We start from the raw sequence: 15665 nt of genomic DNA on the forward strand, positions 1-15665 counted from the left end.
AGTTTTATCTCAACGGGTTTCAATCCTCGCGACGCGGCTTTCCGTCCAGTTCGTCCCACCACTCGTCGGACTTCCGGTCGCCCGAGGGGTCGTCCCACCACCGGTCGTCCGGACCGCGCCGGTTCGCGACCATCGCGGCGACCGGCGGAATGACCATGGCGACCACGCACATCGCCACGGCGGCCTCGACGGACCACAGGCGCACGAAGGACCAGGCGGAGACGAAGAGGAACAGGCATCCGCCCATGAGCAGGAAGTAGGCGCGCCGGCGCCGGGCGTACATGCCTCCAGGGTAGAACCGGACCCCGCTCCCGGGGAGGCTCGGAACAGCACGAAGGGCCGCACCCCGATCCGATGGCGTCCAACCCCCGGGGGTGCGGCCCTTCGGCCGGTCATGCAGTCACGCGGTCATGCGGTTGTGCAGTCATGCAGGTGCGGTGCTCAGACCGCGATCGCCACGTCCGTGACGCCGCCGGACTCGACGACGACCACGGCGCGGTCCGCCTGGGCGCCGGGCACGAGTGCGCGCAGCGTCCAGGAGCCCTCGGCCGCGTAGAAGCGGAACTGGCCGGTGGCCGAGGTCGGGACCTCGGCGGTGAACTCGCCGGTCGAGTCCAGCAGACGGACGTAGCCGCTGATGGGCTCGCCGTCCTTGGTGACCTGGCCCTGGATGGCCGTCTCACCGGGCTTCAGCGTCGAGAGGTCGGGTCCGCCGATCTTTGCTCCACACATGTTCTCTGTCCTGTCCTAGAGAGGTATGACTACGGGCGTCGCATGCCCGGAATGCTTGGTGTCTTGAACTACTTGTTGGCGCCGAGCTCGATCGGCACGCCGACCAGCGAGCCGTACTCGGTCCACGAGCCGTCGTAGTTCTTGACGTTCTCCTGGCCCAGGAGCTCGTGCAGCACGAACCAGGTGAGCGCGGAGCGCTCACCGATGCGGCAGTAGGCGATGGTGTCCTTCGCCAGGTCGACCTGCTCGGCCTGGTAGAGGGCCGTCAGCTCTTCGTCGGACTTGAAGGTGCCGTCGTCGTTGGCGTTCTTCGACCACGGGATGTTGCGGGCGCTCGGGATGTGACCCGGACGCTGCGACTGCTCCTGCGGGAGGTGCGCCGGCGCGAGGAGCTTGCCCGAGAACTCGTCGGGCGAGCGGACGTCGACCAGGTTCTTCGTGCCGATCGCGGCGACCGCGTCGTCACGGAAGGCGCGGATCGAGGTGTCCTGGGCCTTGGCCTTGTACTCGGTGGCCGGGCGGCTGGGGACCTCGGTGCCGTCGACCAGGTCGCGGGAGTCGAGCTCCCACTTCTTGCGGCCGCCGTCGAGCAGGCGGACGTCCTGGTGACCGTAGAGCTTGAAGTACCAGTAGGCGTAGGACGCGAACCAGTTGTTGTTGCCGCCGTAGAGGACGACGGTGTCGTCGTTGGAGATGCCCTTGGCGGAGAGGAGCTTCTCGAAGCCCTCCTGGTCCACGAAGTCACGGCGGACCGGGTCCTGGAGGTCGCTCTTCCAGTCGATCCGGACGGCGTTGGTGATGTGGTTCTTGTCGTACGCGGACGTGTCCTCGTCCACCTCGACGATGACGACGTTCGCGTCGTTCAGGTGGGCCTCGACCCAGTCGGCGTCTACGAGGACGTCGCTGCGGCTCATGATGTTCTCCTCCGGGGCAGTGTGCGGCGGGGTGCTGCTGGTGGTGCTGGGAGCGTGCGTCCGGGTGCGCTCGCGGATCCTGTTGCGGGGAGGCTTCAGGAGGGCGGGAGGCAGAGGTGGTCACACGGGAAAGCGGAAGGCCGTCGTCCGGCTATGGAGCGGGATGCGCTCACACGTCACATGGATCGACAGAGCATGGCGGCGACGCGACACAGGTCTACTGCCCGTCGCTTCGTGAGGTCCGCCTGCTGATGCTTCATAGCCATGGATCGTAGGGACGAATCGGCCGCCCTGTCACCGCCGTGTCATATTCCGAGACAGGATCGTCCGAATAGTGGGATGAGACCTCTTGTGGATCTTCGGGCGGGGGGCGGCAGAAGCCCCGTACGGCCCTCCCAGCTGCGGATCAGACCCATCCGTCTCACTATCCGGCCAGAGCGAGATCCTTACCGCCCAGGGTGAGCACCACGCCCGCCTCGTCAGAGGTCAGCCCCGTCAGCCGGACCCCCGACGGCAGGCCGGCGCCGATCCGCCGGTCGAAGTCGGTCTTCTTGCGGACCACGGCCTCGATCCCGGGGAGGCCCTCGCCCGGCACCTCGTCGGCGCGGACCCGGACGATCGTCGGGCCCTTCCCGTCGCCGGAGTCGACGAGGGAGACCGTCGACACCACGCTGCGGCTGAGGGTCCTGCCGAGGAACTCCAGCCTCGCGGTGACCTTCACCTTGCCCGGCGCCCCGCCGTAGGCGACCGTCACCCCGGGCTGGGCGGCCGCGGTCAGGTCGGCGTACGTGACGAGGGCCGAGCCCTTGGCGGACTGGGCGGTGCCGCCGTTGTAGTCGCCGTTCAGCTCCACCCCGCGGAAGGCGACCCGCAGCCCGGACAGGTGCGTCGTACGGCCGTCCGCGGTCGCCACGTCCACGCCGGCCACCGTCAGGTCGACCTGGTCGAGGTCCCGGGTGAGCAGCTGGGTCAGGAAGGGGAACCCGTGGATGTCCGCCTCCACGCCGGACAGGCCCTGCCGGGCCCGTATCTGATCCGCCAGCCGGTTCTCGGCATAGCCGGCGGCCCAGCGGTCCACCCCGACGAACAGGCCGCCGAGGACCACTCCGATGATCACAACGACACGCAGGACACGCACGTGCCCACCCCCCAGACGATTGGTACGACGGCCCAGTGGACCATGACCGGCCGTGAGGGCGCTGTGAGTTGGCGCGAGGTGGGGTGGCGGTGTGGTGGGGGTGGGGTGGGGTGGGGGTGTCGTGGGGCGGGCGGAGGTGTGACAACGCCCGCCCCGGTGAGCGGGGCGGGCGTTCAGGAGGGGAAGCCAGGAGGCGAAGGCCCGGGCCTCAGCCCACCACCCTGCCGATCAGGTAGACCGCCGGGGCCGCCGCGGCCAGCGGCAGCGCGACACCGGCCGTCATGTGGACGAACTTCGACGGGTAGTCGTACGCCGCCACGCGCAGCCCGATCAGCGCGCACACCCCGGCCGCCAGGCCGATCAGCGCACCGCCCGCTCCGACGGACGTCAGCCCGCCCACGGCGATGCCCGCACCGGCCGCGGCGGCCAGCGAGACGCCGACCGAGGGCGCGGTGGGCAGCGGCAGCGCCCGCGCGAAGACGGCCACCGCCACGGCGGCGGCGCCCACGCTGACGGCGTCGGGGTCGGCCGCGAGGTAGCCGGCGCAGACGATGGCCAGCGCGGCCGAGGCCACCGAGGCCATCAGCCCGTACATCCGCTCGTCCGGATCCGCGTGGCTGCGCAGCTGGAGCACCAGCGTCAGCAGCACCCAGGCGCCGAGGGTGCCGATGATCGCGCCGGGGCCGTACGGCTCGTCCACCGCGAGCACCGCCACATCGGCGACGACCGCCCCGGCGAAGGCCAGGGCGATGCCCTGACGGGCCGGCCACATGCCGTTGAGCCGGAACCAGCCCGCCGCGGTGAGGCCCTGGAGGGCGATCAGGGGCGCGAGCAGCGCGAACTCGCTCAGCGCCGCGGCGGCCGCGATGACCAGCCCGAGGGCGGCCGTCAGTATGGCCGCCTGCGGACCGGGATCGATGATCGGAGAGCGCCCTTCGGCGCGGGCCTGGGCGGGGTCCACGGCGCGCAGCGTGTTGCCGGCGAGGGTGGGCGGCGACCAGGCGGGCTCCTCCTCGGCCGCTCCGCCGGCAGCCCCACCGGCCGCTCCGTCGCCCGCCACCGGGTGCGCGGCGGGAGCCCCGTCCGCGGCCTGGGCGGCCTGCTGCGGGAGGTACGGGGCCGACTCCGCGGCCCACTCCTGGCCGGGGGCCGGAGCCTGGACCTGGGCTGCCTGTGCCTCCGCCTGGAACGGGTCGGACGGGCCGGGGTAGGGCTGCGGGTACGCCGCGTCCCCCCACTGCTGCGCGGGCTCGCCCTGCGGAGCCTGCTGCGCCTGAGGGGCCTGCTGCGCCTGCGCGGCCTGCGCCTCGTCGCGGAACCAGTGGTCGGGGGCCGGGGTCTGCGGGTAGGCCGGAGCCGCGTAGGGATCCTGGTAGGGGTCCGCGTACGCCTGCTGCTGCCCCCACTCCTGCCCGGAGACGGGCGCCTGGCCCTGCGGCTCCTCGCGGAACCAGCCCTCGGGGGCGACCGGGTACTGCGCCGGTACGCCGTCCAGCGGCGCCTGCACCGGCTGGTACGAGGTGTCCCACGTCGGGGACTGCCAGGTCTGGGTCCCGTACGGATCCGGCTGCTGCTGTTGCTGCTGCTGCTCTAGAAACTGCTGTTGCTGTAGCTGCTGCTGTTGCTGTAGCTGTTGCTGTTGCTGTTGCTGTTGCTGTTGCTGCTGTTCCTCAGGCGTGCTCATGGGGCTCCGCTCACCCGCCCGCGAACGGCGGGAGCACCTCGACGGTGCCCCCCTCGGTCAGCTCGACGGAATCGTGCGGGCGCTTGCCCACGGGCTCTTCGTTCACGAGGAAGGAGCAGCGCAGCAGGACCCGGGTCAGCTCCCCGGGGTGGCGTTCCCGCACGGCGTCGAGCGCCTCGGCCAGTGTCCGCGCCGAGTACGGCTCCTCCGCCGTCTTGGCCGCGGCCTTGGCCGCCGCCCAGTAGCGGATGGTTCCGGTTGCCACTGCACGCTCCTCTCGTCGGCGCTCTGCCGTCGGCCTCCATCATGAACCCTCCCGCCCCCGATCCCGGCGTGCCTCCGCGCGCCCCGCGTGCGCCCGGGCGGCCCGCACCGGGTCCACCGATACGGTGAAACCGGCGCATATCCAGACCCCGGGGGTGGTGGGGACCACAGAAGTGGAACGCTCAGAAGCCTCGGCCCGGCCCGGGAGGGTGGGCTATTCTGCTGGCGAGAGGATCCGGGCAACGTAGCCCCCGGGTCCTTTTGTGCTTTCAGCACGTTGAACGGACCGAGAACAGTGGTGTCCATCCGGGCCTCAGGGCGCGGGGACGGACGGACACCCGGCAAGTCGTACGAAGCAGTGCCGCGAACGTCCTCGACGGGACCGAGGAGGAACCGACGTGATGGACCAGCGAACCGTCGTGCAAGTGCAGGTGCAGGCAGTAGAGGTACGGGCAGTAGGGGTACCGGCGCACGCACCTGCGCACGCACACCACCAGCACGACCAGCACCACCAGCAGTACCGTCCGACCCGGGTGGGTGGTCGGGCATGAGCTCACTCCTGCTCCTGACCAACGCCCTGCAGCCCTCGACCGAGGTCCTGCCGGCCCTCGGCCTGCTGCTCCACAGCGTCCGGGTGGCCCCCGCCGAGGGCCCCGCCCTCGTGGACACCCCGGGCGCCGACGTGATCCTCGTCGACGGCCGCCGCGACCTGCCGCAGGTGCGGTCGCTGTGCCAGCTGCTCCGCTCCACGGGGCCCGGCTGTCCGCTGATCCTCGTCGTCACGGAGGGCGGCCTCGCGGCCGTCACCGCCGACTGGGGCATCGACGACGTCCTCCTCGACACCGCGGGACCGGCCGAGGTCGAGGCGCGGCTGCGCCTCGCGACCGGCCGCCAGCAGCTCGGCTCGGACGACTCCCCGATGGAGATCCGCAACGGCGACCTGTCGGTCGACGAGGCGACGTACTCGGCGAAGCTGAAGGGCCGGGTCCTGGACCTGACCTTCAAGGAGTTCGAACTCCTGAAGTACCTCGCCCAGCACCCGGGCCGGGTCTTCACCCGTGCGCAGCTCCTCCAGGAGGTGTGGGGCTACGACTACTTCGGCGGCACCCGCACCGTCGACGTGCACGTACGGCGTCTGCGCGCGAAACTCGGGCCCGAGCACGAGTCGCTGATCGGTACCGTCCGCAACGTCGGGTACCGCTTCGTCACCCCGGAGAAGGTGGAACGGGCGGCGGCGGAAGCGGCCGCGCAGGCGGCCACGAAGGCGGCGGCCGAGGCCTCCGCGCGGGCTGCCGCGGCACTCACCCGGATGGACTAGGGGTCCTGTGGGAAGGCTGTGGGAATGACCTCCTCCGGACGCCCTGCCCAGAGGTAGGTCACCCCGCGTAGACTTCCGCGCGTGGCCAAGGTGACGCGGGATGACGTGGCACGACTTGCGGGTACTTCTACCGCCGTCGTGAGCTACGTCATCAACAACGGACCCAGGCCGGTTGCCCCGGCCACGCGCGAGCGTGTCCTCGCCGCGATCAAGGAGCTGGGCTACCGCCCGGACCGGGTCGCGCAGGCGATGGCCTCGCGCCGCACCGACCTCATAGGCATGATCGTCCCCGATGCCCGTCAGCCGTTCTTCGCGGAGATGGCGCACGCGGTCGAGCAGGCCGCCGCCGAGCGCGGAAAGATGGTGCTGGTCGGCAACTCCGACTACCGCACCGAGCGCGAGGTCCACTATCTGCGGGCCTTCCTCGGGATGCGGGTCTCCGGCCTGATCCTGGTCAGCCAGGGCATGAGCGAGCAGGCCGCCTCCGAGATCGAGGCCTGGGACGCCCGCGTGGTCCTCCTCCACGAGCGCCCCGAGGCCATCGACGACGTCGCCGTCGTCACGGACGACATCGGCGGCGCGCAGCTCGCCACCCGGCACCTCCTCGAACACGGGCACCCGTACGTGGCCTGCCTCGGCGGTGTCGAGAGCACCCCCGAGGTCGGCGACCCGGTGGCCGACCACGTCGAGGGCTGGCGGCGGGCCATGCTCGAATCCGGCCGCTCGGTGGAGGGCCGGCTCTTCCAGGCCCCGTACAACCGCTACGACGCGTACAAGGTCGCCCTGGAGCTGCTGGCCGGGCCGGACCGCCCGCCGGCCATCTTCTGCGCTACGGACGACCAGGCGATCGGCGTCCTGCGCGCCGCGCGGGAGCTGCGCATCGACGTGCCCGAGCAGCTGGCGGTGGCCGGCTTCGACGACGTCAAGGAGGCGGCCCTGACGGACCCGCCCCTCACCACGATCGCCTCGGACCGCCCGGCGATGGCCCGCGCAGCGGTGGACCTCGTCCTGGACGACGCCCTGCGGGTGGCGGGCTCCCGCCGCGAACGCCTGAAGCAGTTCCCGTCGGCCCTGGTCATCCGCCGCTCCTGCGGCTGCCGCTAAGCGCTGGCCGCGCCCCCTCTTGATGCGCCGCTCGCACCGCTGCGCCGGACTCCATCCGACGGTGGCCGGGCGGGGTCCTTGCCACCGCCGTCCGGCCCCGGGTCCGGTGGGCGGGTGCGGCTGGGTCGGCCCTGCGGGGCGGAGTTCCCCTACCCGCCCTTCCACCGTTCCCCGGGCTCTGCCCGGACCCGGTCCTCAAACGCCGGACGGGCTGGATACATCCAGCCCCGCCGGCGTTTGAGGCGCGGGGTCTGGGGCGGAGCCCCAGGGGGTCCGGGCGCAGCCCGGCTGGGGGTCCCCCCGGACGGAGTCTGGGGGATGGGCGAAGGGCGAGTAGGGGACTTCGCCCCGCAGGGCCCGACCGCCCGCACCCGGCCCACCCGGCCCGACCCCGCCCACTCGGCCCACGCGGGGCACCCGAGCCACCCCGACCCGCCCGGCCAACTCGGCCCACCCGAGGGCACCCAAGGGCACACGGGCCCAGCCCGGGCTTATATCGGGCATACACGGTTCTGTCGGGCTTCTCAGCGGGGACTCAGGAAGCTCTCATCATCGGCGGACAGAGTCGTATCCATGACCGAGAACCTCCGCCGCGAAGGCGAGTACCCCCAGGAAAACCGCCCCCAGCAGCCCGCCCCCTGGGGCGAGGACTGGCAGCGCGGTCGTGACCGGCTCGCACAGGACGCCGCGTACCCGCCGCCGCCGGCCTACCCCCCGGCCGCACCCGCCCCCGGCTGGCACCAGGCCCACACTCCCCCGGTCATCCAGGGCGAGACCGTCCCCCGGAGCAGCGGCGGCGCCGGCAACGGCGGCTGGGCCACCTGGGGCGAGGCCGCCCCGGCCGCCGCCGCCCCGCAGGGCCACGCCCGTGCCAAGCGCCCGGTCGCCCTCCTCGCTGCCGTGGCCCTCGCGGCCGCCGTCGTCGGCGGCGGAACGGCCGCCGCCGTCCAGCAGATGCTGAACAAGACCGACGGCACCGGCACCGGCGTCAACGGCAGCACCATCTCCCAGTCGAACAAGGGCACCGTCACCGGCGTCGCCGAGAACGTCAGCCCCTCCGTGGTCCGCATCGACACCCGCACCACCTCCGGGCAGGGCACCGGCTCCGGCATCGTGATCACCGCCGACGGCGAGATCGTCACCAACAACCACGTGATCGACGGCGCGAGCCAGATCCAGGTGACGATGAGCGACGGCAAGAAGTACAGCGCGAAGGTCGTCGGCACGGACCCGGACAAGGACCTCGCCCTCATCAAGCTCGAAGGCGCGAGCGGCCTCAAGCCGGCCAGCCTCGGCAACTCCGACAGCCTCAAGGTCGGCGACGAGGTCGTCGCCATCGGCTCCCCCGACCGCCTCACCGGCACGGTCACCAGCGGCATCGTCTCCGCGCTCGACCGCGAGGTGAACGTCCCCAAGTCCGAGCAGAAGCAGCAGTCGCCCGAGGGCGGCTTCCCGTTCTCCTACGGCGGTCAGCAGTTCAACGGGAACACCGGCACGGACACCACCTCGTACAAGGCCATCCAGACGGACGCCTCCCTCAACCCCGGCAACTCCGGCGGCGCCCTCGTCAACATGAACGGCGAGATCGTGGGCATGCCCTCCGCGATCTACTCCCCCTCCAGCGGCAGCGGCTCCGCCGGCAGCGTCGGTCTCGGCTTCGCCATCCCCGTCAACACCATCAAGGCCGACCTCCCCTCCCTCCGCAAGGGCGGCCCGGGCGGCGACGGCAGCAGCAACAACGGCAACAACAACTCCGGCAACAACGCCGCGAACGGGTTCGGGACCTCCTTCTAGCCCGACTTCCAGCCCGCCCGTGCGAGCCTGGTAGGAGACCGACCACCACCTGGGGGGACCCCGTATGAGCGCCGAAGGCGACCAGCAGCGCATCCTCGTCGTCGACGACGAACCGGCCGTCCGCGAGGCCCTGCGCCGCAGCCTGGCCTTCGAGGGGTACGGCACGCAGACCGCCGTCGACGGGCTCGACGCCCTCGACAAGGCGGACTCGTACGCCCCCGACCTGATCATCCTGGACATCCAGATGCCGCGGATGGACGGCCTGACCGCCGCCCGCCGGCTGCGCGCCGCAGGCAGCACCACGCCGGTCCTGATGCTGACCGCCCGCGATACGGTCGGCGACCGCGTCACCGGCCTCGACGCGGGCGCCGACGACTACCTGGTCAAGCCGTTCGAGCTGGACGAGCTCTTCGCCCGCGTGCGCGCCCTGCTGCGCCGCAGCTCCTACGCCGCCCCCGCCGGCGGCGACGGCCGGTCCGAGGACGCCGACGCGCTGACCTTCGGGGACCTGCGCATGGACCTCGCCACCCGCGAGGTCACCCGCGGCGGCCGCCCCGTGGAGCTGACCCGTACCGAGTTCACCCTGCTGGAGATGTTCCTCGCGCACCCGCGCCAGGTCCTGACCCGCGAGCAGATCCTCAAGACCGTATGGGGCTTCGACTTCGAGCCCAGCTCCAACTCCCTGGACGTGTACGTGATGTACCTGCGCCGCAAGACCGAGGCCGGGGGCGAGCCCCGCCTGGTCCACACCGTGCGCGGCGTGGGCTACGTCCTGCGCGCGGCGGGGGCCGGCGACACCGGCGGCCCGGAGTGAGCCCCACCGCCAGATTCCGCGGCCTCCCGCTCCGCTCCCGGCTCGCCCTGCTGGTCACCGTCGCGGTGGCACTGGCGGTCGCGGCCGTGGCCTGCGTGAGCTGGTTCATGGTCCGCACCCAGCTGAACGAGCAGCTGAACAGTTCGCTGCGCTCCACCAACGCCCGTGCGCAGGCGAGCCAGACGCTGACCGGGCTCGGGTGCCGGGACAAGGCGCCCGGCCCCTGGGAGAACAACCTGAGCGCACCCGTGCAGATCGTGCTGCCCACGGGCGGCCGCTGCTGGGTGGACGGGAAGAACACCCTCCCGGTCACCGGCTACGACCTCGACGTCGCCAAGGGGGTGCGCGGAGCGACCCTGTACGACGGCAAGACCACGGACGGCACCCCCGTACGCGTCTACACCCAGCCCGTGGAACTGTCCTCCGGCCCGGTCGGGCAGAACTCCATCGCCGCCATCTCGGTGGCCAAGCCCCTCTCGGACGTCACCGAACCCCTGTCCACCCTGGCCTGGGTCCTCCTCTTCGTCTCCGCCGTCGGCATCCTCGGCGCGGGCGTCGCCGGCCTGTGGGTGGCCCGTACGGGCCTGCGCCCGGTCGACGAACTGACCGGCGCCGTCGAGCACATCGCGCGCACCGAGGACCTCACCGTCCGGATCCCCGACGAGGGCGACGACGAGATCGCCCGGCTGTCGCGCTCCTTCAACTCCATGACGGCCGCCCTCGCCTCCTCCCAGGAACGCCAGGCCCAGCTGATCGCGGACGCCGGGCACGAGCTGCGCACCCCGCTCACCTCGCTGCGCACCAACATCGAGCTGCTGGCGCGCAGCGAGGAGACGGGCCGGGCCATCCCGCCGGAGGATCGCAAGGAGCTGCTGGCCTCGGTCAAGGCGCAGATGACGGAACTGGCCTCGCTGATCGGCGATTTGCAGGAGCTGTCCCGCCCGGACGCGGCCGCCCCCGGCCCCCTCGGAGTGGTGGCCCTGCACGAGATCACGGGCGCGGCGCTGTCCCGGGCCCGACTGCGCGGTCCGGAGCTGGACTTCGACTCGGACCTGGCGCCCTGGTACGTACGCGGCGAGGCGGCGGCCCTGGAGCGGGCGGTGGTCAACGTCCTGGACAACGCGGTGAAGTTCAGCCCGCCCGGCAGCACGGTCACCGTGTCGCTGCGCGCGGGCGAGCTGACCGTACGGGACCGCGGCCCCGGCATCCCGGCCGACGACCTCCCGCACGTCTTCGAGCGGTTCTGGCGCTCCCCGTCCGCCCGGGCCCTGCCCGGCAGCGGCCTGGGCCTGTCGATCGTGGCCCGTACGGTGCAGCGCGCGGGCGGCACGGCCGAGCTCCGCGCCCCGGCGGACGGCGGCCCGGGCACGGAGGCGGTCCTCAGCATCCCGGGCGCCCCGACTCCGCCGCCCGCGCAGGCGTCAGTTGTGCCGGATCAGTGAGGCGACCAGGCCGGAGCGGGTGTTCGGGAAGTCCATCGGGACGATCCCGAGCCCGGTCCGGCCGGTGAGCTCGGAGCCGTCGACGAAGGCGTGCACCTGCGGGTTGAGGCGGTCGGAGTTCCAGCGGGGCGGCAGGGCCGCGGCCGTGCTGGTGTAGTTCATGAAGAACTTGCCGGGCTGCTGGACGGCCTTGCGGAAGTGGTTCTCGATCTTGCCGCGCTTGGCGAAGGGCTCGGCCATGTAGTCGTCCTGGATGTCGAAGACGTTGCCGTCGCCGTAGCGCAGGCCGCCGGGGAGGCCGCCGTTGTCGGGGAGCAGCAGCACCTTGCCGCGTACCTGGCCGAGGGTGGGCAGCGAGTCCGCGATCTTGAAGAGCGGGCTCCAGCCCCGGTTGTTCAGGTAGTCGTCGAAGACGGCTCGGAAGGTGGCGTTGCTCTCCTCGGAGTACTCCTGCTTGAGCCGCATCAGCACGGTCTCGGAGGGGTGCGCGGCGAGGAAGTTCCAGCAGGCGGCGAGGACGTCGCCGAACATCAGGTTCTGGTAGTACGCGCCGTGGTGGATCGCGAAGGATCCGCCGGTCACCCGGCAGCGGACGTCGAGGAAGCGGATCCCGGAGCCGAGCTGGTCGGCGATGGAGGTGTTCTGGCAGGCGACGTAGAGCCCGCCCCGGGTGGCGCCCGAGTCGTGGGTACCGGGGATGGTCATGCGCTGGAGGGCGGTGGAGTCGCCGAGGCCGCTCATCCAGTCCTGGGTGGAGAGTGCCGCGGCGGTCGCCGGGGCCGCGCCGAGCCCGGCGACAACGCCGGTGGCGCCCAGGGCCGCCGCCCCCGCCAGGAAGCTGCGCCGGCGCAGCCCCGTAGCCGCGCTCGTACCCGTACCCGTATCCGTGCCCACGCCGATGCCCGTGCCCACGCCCATGCCCGCCCCTTTGCCGACCCAGTGGTGGCCCGGATTATGGCGTGCGGAGCCATGCATTACTACCCACGGGTAGGAATCAGCTTTCGAGCAACTCCGCCATCGCGCGCAGCCCTTGGGCGAGGGACCGGCCGTCCGGCGCGTGCTCCGGGTCGGTCAGGCACTGCACCATGACCCCGGTCAGCAGCGCGATGTGCACCGATCCGAGGCTCCGTACGTCCTCCTCCGCGACCTCCTCGACGGGGACTCCGCGCAACTGCGCGGCCACCATGCGGCGGTTGCGGCGCTGACCCTCGGCCAGGACAGCGAGCAGCTCGGGTGAGGACTGCGCGTGCACGAAGGCCTCGACGGAGGCGGTCCAGAGCCAGCGCATCTCGCCGAAGTCCCGGATCTTGCGGTCCCAGGTGTCGGCGTAGCGCTCCCGCGCGGTGTCGCCCTGCCCGGCGAGCCGGCCCGATCCCGCGGCCCACTCGTCCATGGCCGCGAACAGCGCCTGGTTGAGCAGCACCTCGCGGGTGCCGAAGTGGTAGCCGATCGCGGCCATGCTCACCTGCGCGGCCGAGGCGATGTCGCGCACGGTCGTCCGGAGATAGCCCTTCTCCTCCAGGCAGCGCCGGGCTCCGGCCAGCAGGTCCTCGCGATTTCCCATGCCGGGATCGTATCCGCGCCCCGTTTTGGGCAAGTGCCCTACACGAGCGTATTGCGCGCTTGCCCAAATCCTGGCAGCCTGGCCACAGGGCACCGACCAGCACGCCCGAACAGCACACACGGGGAGAGCAACGCCATGCGCCACGAGCTGAAGATCGACGACCGCACCCTGTCCTACCTGGACTTCGGCGGGCCGGGCCGCCCGCTGCTGGCCCTCCACGGCGGGCTCTCCGAGGGCGCCCACTTCACCGCCCTCGCCACCGACCTCGGCGAGGAGTGGCGGGTCATCGCCCCCGACCAGCGCGGCCACGGCGACTCCGGCCACGCCCCCGAGTACAGCCGCGCGGGCTACGCCGCCGACGCCGCCGCCCTGCTGGAACACCTCGCCCCCGGCGGCCCCGTGCCCGTCCTCGGCTTCTCCCTCGGCGGGATCAACGCCTACCACCTGGCCGCCGCCCGCCCCGACCTGGTGTCCGCCCTGATCAACGTCGACGCCCCGGTGGAGAGCCCGCGCCAGGACGGCCCGTCCTTCTGGGACTTCCTGCACGACCTCCCGTACACCGCGCCCACCCGCGAGGAACTCCTCGCCGCCCTCGGCCCGCTCGCCGAGGGGACCGGGCCCTTCCTGCGCCCGCTCCCGGACGACACCGGCTGGCGGCTGCCGTTCGACCCCGCGGCCACTCTGGCCACCCTCGCCGGGGACGACACCTCGCGCTGGGACGTCTGGCTCGCGAGCAGCTGCCCGGCGCTGCTCGTCCACGGACTGCGCAGCGACGTGCTCCCCCGGGAACTGGCCGACGCGATGGTCGCCCGGCGCCCCGGGACCTCGTACGCCGGCCTCGACACCGAGCACTTCGTGCCCTTCCAGGACCCGAAGGGCCTCGCGGAGGCCGTACGCGGCTTCCTGGCCGGGGTGTAGGGCGCCCGGGAACGCCGAAGGGGCGGCGGGCCGATGGCCCACCGCCCCTCAAGAGGCAGATCCTGCTTCAGGTACTGCTTCAGGTACTGCTCAGGGTGCTACTTGATGACCGTGATCCGGTCCGCCACCGGCGGGGCCAGCGGCGCGGTCGCCGAGGAGTGCGCGGTCAGGTAGGCGTTGAAGACGTCCAGGTCGGACGCTCCGACCAGCTTGTTCTTGTGCTCCTTCAGGACGGTGAAACCGTCACCGCCGCCCGCGAGGAACTCGTTCATCGCGACCCGGTAGGTCCGGGCGGGGTCGATGGCCGCACCGTTCAGCTTCACCGAGTCCACGACGATGCGGTCCGCGCCCGCCTTGGTGGTGTCCAGGGTGTAGGAGAAGCCCTTGGAGATCTGCAGGATCTTCGGCCCCGGACCGTTGACCGGGCCGCTGACCTGCTGCTGGAGCATCGTGACCAGCTGGGCGCCGGTCAGGTCCACGACGTTCATCATGTTCGTGAACGGCTGCACCGTGTACGACTCGCCGTACGTCACCACCCCGTCGCCCTCGCTGCCGCCCGCCTTGTAGGCGAGGTCGCCACGGATGCCGCCCGGGTTCATGACGGCGAGCTCGGCGCCGCCCTTGGCCGCCGGGGCCAGGGCTTCGAGCTGCGCGTCGGCGATCACGTCACCGAGCGGCTTCTCGTACTCCTTCGAGCCGCGGCCCGCGATCTCGGCCGAGACGTAGCCCATCGGACGGTTCGCGATCGGCGCGGCCAGCGCGTTCCAGCGCTCGATCAGCGTGGTCATGTCCCCGGCAGGATCCTTCCGGTTGACGACCTTCTGGACCACCAGCGGCGAGGCGACCGGCGTACGGACGATGTCCTTGGTCGCGCGGTCGTACGTGAGGGTGGTGTCCGTGAACAGCCGGCCGAAGGAGGCGGCCGAGGTGACCGTGCGCGGGTTGCCCGCCGGGTCGGGGATGTTGCACGCGTACGCCTGATGCGTGTGACCGGTGACCAGGGCGTCGACCTTCGGCGAGACGTTCTTCGCGATGTCGACGATGGCCCCGGAGACGCCGGCGCCGGCGCCCGGGACGTTGCAGTCGTAGTTGTACGCGCCGCTCGCGGGCAGGCCGCCCTCGTGGATCAGGGCCACGATCGACTTCACGCCCTGCTTGTTCAGCTCTTCGGCGTACTTGTTGATCGTCTCGACCTCGTCGCCGAACTTGAGGCCCTTGACCCCGTCGGCGGTCACGATGTCGGGGGTGCCCTCCAGGGTGACGCCGATGAAGCCGATCTTCACGTCCCCCTGCTTCCAGACGTACGTGGGGCTCATCATCGGACGCTTGGTCTTCTCGTCCACCACGTTCGCGGCGAGGTACTTGAACTCGGCGCCGCCGAACTCCTTGCCGTACTCGAAGCAGCCCTCGACCGGGTGGCAGCCGCCGTACTGCATGCGGCGCAGCTCGGTCTTGCCCTCGTCGAACTCGTGGTTGCCGACGCTGCTCACGTCCAGGTCGAGGCCGTTGAGCGCCTCGATGGTCGGCTCGTCGTGGAAGAGGCCCGACACCATCGGGCTGGCGCCGATCATGTCACCGGCCGCGGCGGTGACGGAGTACTTGTGGCCCTTGCGGGCCTCGCGCAGACGGGCGGCGAGGTACTCGACACCGCCCGCGAGTATGGGCGTGGCGGTGCCGTCGTTCACGTAGGCCGAGGAGCCCTGCGGGGGCTCCAGGGTGCCGTGGAAGTCGTTGAACGACAGCATCTGTACGTCGACGGTGCGGCCGTTGTCACGGCCGTATCCGTCACCACTCGCGGCTCCGGCCGGAAGGGCGGCGGCGATCATCGCACCGCCGGCCGTGGCCACGGCGAGAGCGGAGAGGGCCAACCGGCGGGTTCGGCGGTGCCGTTGTGGCGTCGCTGACATTTGTTCCCCTTTGTGGACAGCGATACATCTCGGGAGGTCTGCCGAAGCCTAGAGTCAACGCGCGTAGCGCGA

Annotated in this window: 16 protein-coding genes; 6 read left to right on the forward strand and 10 right to left on the reverse strand. The window is 71.7% G+C overall.

The features are described from left to right. Positions 1-19 precede the first annotated feature (19 nt). The 7 genes from ACODT5_RS36335 to ACODT5_RS36365 form a co-directional block, all read right to left on the reverse strand. A complete protein-coding gene (locus tag ACODT5_RS36335) occupies positions 20-283 on the reverse strand; it encodes a DUF3099 domain-containing protein (RefSeq protein WP_385371159.1) in 264 nt (87 codons plus the stop codon). A 158-nt stretch (positions 284-441) separates the two neighbouring features. Continuing rightward, positions 442-732 carry a DUF1416 domain-containing protein gene (locus ACODT5_RS36340; protein WP_243339454.1) on the reverse strand — a complete coding sequence of 97 codons (291 nt, stop codon included), beginning with the start codon at positions 730-732 and terminating at the stop codon, positions 442-444. Positions 733-800: 68 nt separating this feature from the next. After that, the gene (locus ACODT5_RS36345) at positions 801-1646 is read right to left on the reverse strand and encodes a sulfurtransferase (protein ID WP_112449118.1); all 846 of its coding nucleotides are present in this window, start codon (positions 1644-1646) and stop codon (positions 801-803) included. A gap of 176 nt (positions 1647-1822) precedes the next feature. Continuing rightward, positions 1823-1912 (reverse strand): Ms5788A family Cys-rich leader peptide, encoded by a 90-nt coding sequence (locus ACODT5_RS36350; RefSeq protein ID WP_350875872.1) that lies wholly within the window; start codon positions 1910-1912, stop codon positions 1823-1825. A 158-nt stretch (positions 1913-2070) separates the two neighbouring features. Further along, positions 2071-2784 carry an LmeA family phospholipid-binding protein gene (locus ACODT5_RS36355; protein WP_422523319.1) on the reverse strand — a complete coding sequence of 238 codons (714 nt, stop codon included), beginning with the start codon at positions 2782-2784 and terminating at the stop codon, positions 2071-2073. A 208-nt stretch (positions 2785-2992) separates the two neighbouring features. Beyond that, a complete protein-coding gene (locus tag ACODT5_RS36360) occupies positions 2993-4468 on the reverse strand; it encodes a hypothetical protein (RefSeq protein ID WP_422523320.1) in 1476 nt (491 codons plus the stop codon). Between the two features lie 10 nt (positions 4469-4478). Next, on the reverse strand, positions 4479-4733 hold the full coding sequence (locus ACODT5_RS36365) for a MoaD/ThiS family protein (RefSeq protein WP_112449116.1): 255 nt from the start codon (positions 4731-4733) through the stop codon (positions 4479-4481). Between the two features lie 546 nt (positions 4734-5279). Between ACODT5_RS36365 and ACODT5_RS36370 the strand changes: the two genes are divergently transcribed. The 5 genes from ACODT5_RS36370 to ACODT5_RS36390 all read left to right on the forward strand — a co-directional run bounded on the left by ACODT5_RS36370 (position 5280) and on the right by ACODT5_RS36390 (position 11204). Beyond that, a complete protein-coding gene (locus ACODT5_RS36370; protein ID WP_243339450.1) occupies positions 5280-6050 on the forward strand; it encodes a response regulator transcription factor in 771 nt (256 codons plus the stop codon). Positions 6051-6131: 81 nt separating this feature from the next. Next, positions 6132-7154, forward strand: a complete 1023-nt coding sequence (locus ACODT5_RS36375) for a LacI family DNA-binding transcriptional regulator (protein ID WP_385371146.1) — start codon at positions 6132-6134, stop codon at positions 7152-7154. A gap of 573 nt (positions 7155-7727) precedes the next feature. Beyond that, complete coding sequence (locus tag ACODT5_RS36380) at positions 7728-8948, forward strand: S1C family serine protease (RefSeq protein WP_422523321.1); 1221 nt, start codon at positions 7728-7730, stop codon at positions 8946-8948. A 64-nt stretch (positions 8949-9012) separates the two neighbouring features. Further along, entirely contained in the window at positions 9013-9762 is a 750-nt protein-coding gene (locus ACODT5_RS36385; protein WP_422523322.1) for a response regulator transcription factor, read from the forward strand. After that, complete coding sequence (locus ACODT5_RS36390; RefSeq protein WP_422523323.1) at positions 9759-11204, forward strand: sensor histidine kinase; 1446 nt, start codon at positions 9759-9761, stop codon at positions 11202-11204. The genes ACODT5_RS36385 and ACODT5_RS36390 overlap by 4 nt, the downstream gene beginning before the upstream one ends. Here ACODT5_RS36390 and ACODT5_RS36395 read toward each other — a convergent pair. Continuing rightward, on the reverse strand, positions 11184-12122 hold the full coding sequence (locus ACODT5_RS36395; RefSeq protein WP_422523324.1) for a phosphatidylinositol-specific phospholipase C: 939 nt from the start codon (positions 12120-12122) through the stop codon (positions 11184-11186). The genes ACODT5_RS36390 and ACODT5_RS36395 overlap by 21 nt on opposite strands. Positions 12123-12198: 76 nt before the next feature. Beyond that, positions 12199-12768 (reverse strand): TetR/AcrR family transcriptional regulator, encoded by a 570-nt coding sequence (locus ACODT5_RS36400; RefSeq protein WP_422523325.1) that lies wholly within the window; start codon positions 12766-12768, stop codon positions 12199-12201. A gap of 135 nt (positions 12769-12903) precedes the next feature. Here ACODT5_RS36400 and ACODT5_RS36405 point away from each other — a divergent pair, with 135 nt between their 5' ends. Then, positions 12904-13686, forward strand: coding sequence for an alpha/beta fold hydrolase (locus tag ACODT5_RS36405; RefSeq protein WP_422523326.1), 783 nt, complete (start codon positions 12904-12906; stop codon positions 13684-13686). Between the two features lie 98 nt (positions 13687-13784). On the opposite strand, the gene ACODT5_RS36410 is transcribed toward ACODT5_RS36405, so the two are convergent. Then, a complete protein-coding gene (locus ACODT5_RS36410) occupies positions 13785-15593 on the reverse strand; it encodes a bifunctional metallophosphatase/5'-nucleotidase (RefSeq protein WP_422523327.1) in 1809 nt (602 codons plus the stop codon). Positions 15594-15665 lie beyond the last annotated feature (72 nt).

This window comes from Streptomyces tatrensis, from assembly GCF_049310065.1.
In the GTDB taxonomy this organism is placed as follows: Bacteria; Actinomycetota; Actinomycetes; order Streptomycetales; family Streptomycetaceae; genus Streptomyces.